The 6,503-nt window shown below is 27.6% G+C and carries 7 protein-coding genes and 1 tRNA gene; 1 reads left to right on the top strand and 7 read right to left on the bottom strand.

Annotated elements, in window-relative coordinates:
- Window positions 1–137: 137 nt before the first annotated feature.
- The 7 genes from R4K56_RS14205 to R4K56_RS14175 all read right to left on the bottom strand — a co-directional run bounded on the left by R4K56_RS14205 (window position 138) and on the right by R4K56_RS14175 (window position 5,771).
- Window positions 138–701 carry an energy-coupling factor transporter transmembrane component T family protein gene (locus R4K56_RS14205; protein WP_335758266.1) on the bottom strand — a complete coding sequence of 188 codons (564 nt, stop codon included), beginning with the start codon at window positions 699–701 and terminating at the stop codon, window positions 138–140.
- A complete protein-coding gene (gene efp, locus R4K56_RS14200; RefSeq protein WP_335761015.1) occupies window positions 701–1,264 on the bottom strand; it encodes an elongation factor P in 564 nt (187 codons plus the stop codon). The genes R4K56_RS14205 and efp overlap by 1 nt, the downstream gene beginning before the upstream one ends.
- Window positions 1,265–1,396: 132 nt before the next feature.
- On the bottom strand, window positions 1,397–2,629 hold the full coding sequence (gene clpX / locus R4K56_RS14195) for an ATP-dependent Clp protease ATP-binding subunit ClpX (protein ID WP_335758268.1): 1,233 nt from the start codon (window positions 2,627–2,629) through the stop codon (window positions 1,397–1,399).
- 168 nt (window positions 2,630–2,797) lie between these two features.
- A complete protein-coding gene (clpP, locus tag R4K56_RS14190) occupies window positions 2,798–3,379 on the bottom strand; it encodes an ATP-dependent Clp endopeptidase proteolytic subunit ClpP (protein WP_008723572.1) in 582 nt (193 codons plus the stop codon).
- Window positions 3,380–3,434: 55 nt separating this feature from the next.
- Window positions 3,435–4,745, bottom strand: a complete 1,311-nt coding sequence (locus tag R4K56_RS14185; RefSeq protein ID WP_335773089.1) for a trigger factor — start codon at window positions 4,743–4,745, stop codon at window positions 3,435–3,437.
- Window positions 4,746–4,833: 88 nt separating this feature from the next.
- Window positions 4,834–4,906, bottom strand: a tRNA-Gly gene (locus tag R4K56_RS14180).
- A gap of 94 nt (window positions 4,907–5,000) precedes the next feature.
- Window positions 5,001–5,771: a Cof-type HAD-IIB family hydrolase gene (locus tag R4K56_RS14175; RefSeq protein ID WP_335773090.1), complete on the bottom strand. Its 771-nt coding sequence runs from the start codon at window positions 5,769–5,771 to the stop codon at window positions 5,001–5,003.
- A 271-nt stretch (window positions 5,772–6,042) separates the two neighbouring features.
- Between R4K56_RS14175 and R4K56_RS14170 the strand changes: the two genes are divergently transcribed.
- On the top strand, window positions 6,043–6,198 hold the full coding sequence (locus R4K56_RS14170) for a hypothetical protein (protein WP_335758271.1): 156 nt from the start codon (window positions 6,043–6,045) through the stop codon (window positions 6,196–6,198).
- Window positions 6,199–6,503: the final 305 nt, after the last annotated feature.

The raw sequence follows: 6,503 nt of genomic DNA, 5'->3' as shown, positions 1-6,503 counted from the left end.
TTGCTGCCTACAATACGCAGAGCGTCGGTAAAAGAACTGGGGGGCTGCGTAAAAACACAGCGTGGTGGGCAAAGCTCTGAAAATATTTTAAATTTAAAAAAATTATTTTTGACAAAATATAGTTGTTTAGGTACAATTTATTTTTTTAATTGTCTATAGTAGTTTATGAATATATCATAAGGATAAAGTTTAAAAGAATCATTATAAACATTCTCTAATAAATTTTTTATTAAATTAAGTTTATATTTAAAATCTTTATTTTTATCTCTTATCTTATTAAACTCTAATAAAAAAGATTTTTTTACTATTTTCATAAAAACACTAATTCTAATCATTTCATCAAATAAATGACCATTAGGTATTTTTAATTTTTTCATTATCAAAAAGAAAATAGATAAAAAATAAAGAACTGCAGCTATTCTGATAAAATAAATAAAAGTAAAATCAGCACCTACTTTATCAATATAAAATCCAAAAACATTATAATATTCGCCTCTGGAATTAAATGCCTGAATGATAAATATAGCTAAGAAATAAGGAATTAAATGCAATAGCTTTTTTATAGTCATAAAAATAGATTTAGTAAATATTATATGAAGTATAAATAAAGCTATTGCAATATATATTAAAAAATTAACGTTTACAAAGAATATAGTTATTAATATAAATAAAGCTAATATAATAGAAACTATATAAAACATTATTTGTTTACGCGTTCAACGTAGCTGTCATCTCTAGTATCAACTTTAATTTTATCACCTATATTGATGAATAAAGGAACATTAACTTCTATACCTGTTTCAAGTTTAGCAGGCTTTAAAGTAGAACCTGTAGTATCGCCTTTGAAACCTGGTTCTGTATAAGTAACCTCTAATATAACATGTATAGGGAAACGTACTGCTGTAACCTCATCATTAATATATTGTAAATCAACTTCACTATTGTCTAATAAATAATATTTGCTGTCGCCCAATATATCAGCATCTACATGAACTTGTTCATAATTATCTAAAATCATAAATACATAATTATTACCTTCTTCATAAAGATATTGAGCTTTTTTATATGATATATCAGCTTCTTCAACACTTTCAGTAGATGAAAAAGTTTTTTCTATCATATTTCCTTTAAGCATATTTTTTAATTTGGTTTTCACATTTGCCTTTCTTTGCTGTGCTCTGTGAAAGTGTGCGTCTACAACTAAATAAGTTTCTCCATCTAAAATTATAGCGTCGCCTTTTCTTAAATCATTTACTGGTAACATTAAAAACCCCTAAAAAAAATTTTTGATTATTTATTTTTATTAATTAAAAAACTGTACAAAAGATAACAATTTTATATTTTTAGTGTAAAAATATTATTAATTGTTTGTAACTGCCTTGATTATGAATAAAAATTATTCGGCAGTAATACCTAATTTGCTGTCAACGTATTCTTTATTCAATTCAAATACCTGTTTTTCTTTATCATCTGTAGGCATATCATACATAGCATCAAGCATAACACGTTCAAATAAAGCTCTTAAGCCTCTAGCTCCTGTATGTTCTTCCATAGTCTTTTTAACTATAGATTTTAATGCCTCATCATCTATTTTTAATTCTATATTATCATAAGAGAATAATTTTTGATATTGTTTAGTTAAAGCATTTTTAGGCTCTTTTAATATCTTTAAAAGTTCTTCTTCTTTAAGTTCTTCTAAAGTAGCTATAACAGGAAGCCTTCCTATAAGCTCTGGTATAAGACCATATTTAACTAAATCTTCTGTTGAAATACTTTTCATTATCTCATCATAATTGAGATTATCCATAGAATTAACTTCTGCTGCAAAACCTAAACCTTTTTTTGATGTACGCTCTGCAATAGATTTCTCTATGTCAATGAAAGCTCCGCCGCAAATGAAAAGTATATTAGACGTATCTATATGTAAATTATCCTGATGAGGGTGTTTTCTTCCGCCATGAGGAGGAACAGTTGCAACAGTACCTTCTACTATTTTTAATAATGCCTGCTGTACTCCTTCACCTGATACATCTCTTGTTATAGAACGTGATTCACTTTTACGTGAAATTTTATCTATTTCATCAATATATATTATGCCTTTTTCAGCCAATTTTATATCGCCGTCAGCATTTTGTATAAGTCTAAGTAAAATATTCTCTACATCATCACCTACATAACCAGCTTCAGTTACTGTAGTAGCATCAGCGATAGCAAAAGGTACATTCAAAGCCTTAGCTAAAGTTCTTGCTAATAATGTTTTACCGCTTCCTGTAGGTCCTATTAAAAGAACATTAGACTTTTCTATTTCTACATCATTTTTATCTTCAATATTTTGAGTGATTCTTTTATAATGATTATAAACTGCTACAGATAATACTTTCTTAGCATAATCCTGACCTACAACATATTCATCAAGCAAAGATTTTATTTGCTTTGGAGGAAGTATAGTTATTTCATGTTCTTTGCTTTTCTTTTTGTTTTGAGAATGTATATTAAAATAATCATTAGCTATAGCAGAACAATCAGAACATAAATATCCTTCATTACCTTCAATATATCTGCTTAATTCTTTTAATTCTCTGCCGCATAAAGAACAAACTTCTTTTTTATCATTACCCTTTTTAGACATAATTCTCCAATTTTCAACTATATTATTTTATACAAAATATAAAAGCTGCAATAAGTTAAGATAGTATATTTTATATTATAATATAACTATTGCAATAAAAAAATTAAAAAATAAAGCTAATAAACTTATTAAAGAATATTAGCTTTATTTATTGTATTTAATTTAATATTATTCTCTGCTAGAAAAAACTTTATCTATTATTCCATATTCTTTAGCTTCATCAGCACTCATGAAATAATCTCTGTCCATATCAGCTTCAAGTTTTTTAATATCCTGACCTGTATGATTAGCCATAATATTATTAAGTATGCTTTTTAGACGTATAGTTTCTTTTAATTGTATTTCCATATCAGTAACCATACCTCTTGAACCGCCTGAAGGTTGGTGTATCATTATTCTTGAATTAGCAGTAGCAAATCTTTTACCTTTAGCACCGCCTGCAAGAAGTAAAGCACCAGCTGAAGCAGCCTGTCCTACACATAAAGTAGCAACATCAGGCTTAACATACTGCATAGTATCATACATACCTAAAGCAGCAGTTACAACTCCTCCTGGACTATTTATGTATAAAGATATATCTTTTTCAGGATCAGCAGATTCCAAAAATAAAAGCTGTGCTATAACTATATTAGCAACATCATCATTGATTTCTCCGCCCAAAAAGATAATTCTATCTTTTAAAAGTCTCGAATATATATCGTACGAACGCTCACCTCTGCTTGTCTGTTCTATTACATAAGGTATAGTCATATAATTCTTCTCCAAATCCATAATTTCCTCTTAATTTCTAAAGACTATTTATAAATTAATATCCGCCCCAAACATCATTTTCTTCTGGTTTGAATTTACCAGCATCTTTTTCTGTAACATTAACATGCTCTTTTACATAATCTAAAATAGCTTCAGAAGTTGCTCTGTTTTGAGCATCACGCATTATATAGTTAATAATATTTTGCTGTTCTTCTTTAGGGCGTTTTGAAAGTCCCATATAGCTTTGATACTGATACATTCTATTAGCATATTCTTTTGCTTTTTCTTCATTTACTGTAATAGAATCTTTATAAGTTTCAGCAAGTTTAGCCATAATCATATCGAAAGTTATTTGTTTTCTTACACTTTCTTCATATTCTTTTTTGATATCAGCATCAGTTTTAGCAACAGAAATTAAGAAATCAGTTTTGCTCATACCTCTGCTTGACATACTTCTTTCAAATTCATCTAAAGAAATTTGTAATTGTTCTTCGTAATAACCTTTTGGAAGTGTTATATTAACTAATTCTATTAATTTATTGAATAAAGTATCATTTATAAGTTCGCTGTCAGCTTTATCTTCAGCTCTTTTTACTAAATGGTCTTTTAATGATTCTTTTACTTTTTGTCTGTCTTCTTCTTTTGAATCATCTTTCATATCTGGTTTTTCTACTTTTAATATATTCATTATTAAAGTAGCTTCTACTCCGTCTACATAAGTAGTAAGAAGTTTTTTATCGTCTTTTTTTACACCAACAGCATTTTTAGCGAATATACTGTCATCTTCATCATCGCTTGCAACTACTGTTAATTCTTTATTGTATTTTTTGTTGTTTTCATCATCGAATTCTATTTTTACTTGAACTCTGTCGCCTATTTCTGATTTTGATTCACTTTCATCAAAATGAGAGAATCTTTGTAAAGAAAGTTTATAAGCTTCTTCTACTACACTGTCATCAACAGAATATTTATTTTTTTCTACACTTATTGAAGCTAAATCTGGCAAATCAAATTCAGGTATAGGATAATATTCATAACTAAGATGTAAGCCGTCTTCTTTATTTTCTAAATTTAAAAGTTTAGGGGTACCTAAAGCCTTAACATTTTTTTCATCATGATAAGTATTCCAAGCTTCTTCTATTAAAACCTCATTAGTAGCACCTTCCAAAGCTTCTCTATATCTTGAAAGTATAATATTATTAGGAGCATGACCTATTCTAAAACCTTTAATATTAACTCTAGGCTTATAATATTCTATTTGTTTTTGTAATTCTTTATCATAAGCTTCTTTAGAAATTGTAAGGTTAAGTGTAACTAGATCTTTATCATCAGTTGAAGTTTCAAAATTTAAATCTTTAATATCCATTTTCAATAATACCCTTTAAACTTTAAAATTAAATAAATTATATAAAAAAAGAACCCCAATAGAAAAATATCTACTGGGGTTCAAGATGAGCGGGAAACGGGGCTCGAACCCGCGACAGTCTGCATGGCAAGCAGAAACTCTACCAACTGAGTTATTCCCGCATAGACATTGATAGTAATATACCATAAAACAAAAAAATGTCAACACTCACAATATTAAAAATCATAAAAATATTTTCAAATTTAAGAAATTATTTTAAAATTTCCCTACTCCGTCTTCATTATTGCTTAAACTTACATAATCAGCCTTTTTCTTCACATCTTCTTCAGCATTTCCCATAGCTACACCGACACCAGAATACTCAATCATCTCTATATCATTATAATTGTCGCCAAAGGCAATAACTTCTTCTCTATTTATGCCTTTCTTTTCACATAGCCATTTTAAGGCACTTCCTTTATTTATTCCTTTAGCCAATATCTCTAAAAAACTTGGGTGAGAAAATGATGTATGAACATCAAAATTTGACCTTATTTCATTTTGGAGTTTTAACAATTCATCATTATCGCCTATAAATACCATTTTGCTGAAATTGAAATCTTCAATATTTTCAAGTCCTACTATAGTATCTGTGATATTTTCCTTTTCTATATATCTTTCATAATAAAAATCCGGCTCTGAAACTATATATTTATCTCCGCTATAAACATGCAAATATACTTTATACTTTTTACGCAAATCTATTATTGCTTTAGAATAGTTTTCATCTATTACTTTATTGTATACAAAATTTCCATTAGTATCAGCTATCATGGAACCATTAGAAACTATAGAATAATTATCATTATTAATTATCTCTTTATAACGCTGCATACCATTAAAAGCTCTGCCTGTAGAAAGTATTATTTCTATACCCTCTTTCATCAAATATTGAAAAACATTTTTATTATAATCGCTTATTTCACTATCACTATTTAAAAATGTCCCGTCTAAATCTGTTGCTATTAATTTTATATTCTTATCCATAAAAAATATATTATCATAAAATTTAGCAAAAACAAGTATTAACAATCAAATTATAAACATCTTTAAAACATATACTACAATATTTATTTTCTATAATATATATTTTTTTATAAATTAATAAAATTTTATAATCAATATTTGCTTTTCATACTAAAAATCATGCTATATATAGACTCTAAAACAAAAAATAAAAAATAATGTTTGTTTATTTTTGATAAATATTGTATAATAAAATTAGAACAAAGCTATATTTTAAAAGGAGTTTACAAATATGGTTACAGCTATTACAACAAGTGACACAACTAATACTTATGTTACTTCAATAGGCGGGGTAAATGTAACTGTTAGAAATAATTTTTCTGATAAAACAGCTACAGTCGAAGTAGAACCTAAAATTACAGGCGGTGCTTTAAACGTTCAAGGGTAACATTTTCCCCTTTTCGTATATAATTATCGGTTTTTTAGTTTTTTACTTTAATAATTAATTAGTTATTTGTTCATTAAAGTTAATGGGACTATTTGTGGGAGATAGTCCCATTAACTTTATCTTTATTTGTCATTTTTTTATTCAACTTTTTCCAGCCGCATACGCTCTGCGGACTTCTTCAAAGTTGCTATATCCTTGACAGGCTCGGATACGCTTAGCGAAAGTGCAATTATAAAATTAGTACTAAATCATACTAAAATTGTTTTACATGTAAGATAGGTTATTAATTTGATCTAAAATATAGC

Origin of the sequence: Brachyspira pulli (genome assembly GCF_036997785.1) — a bacterium.
GTDB classification, from domain to species: domain Bacteria; phylum Spirochaetota; class Brachyspiria; order Brachyspirales; family Brachyspiraceae; genus Brachyspira; species Brachyspira pulli.
This window is presented reverse-complemented; position numbering and strand designations above follow the sequence as displayed.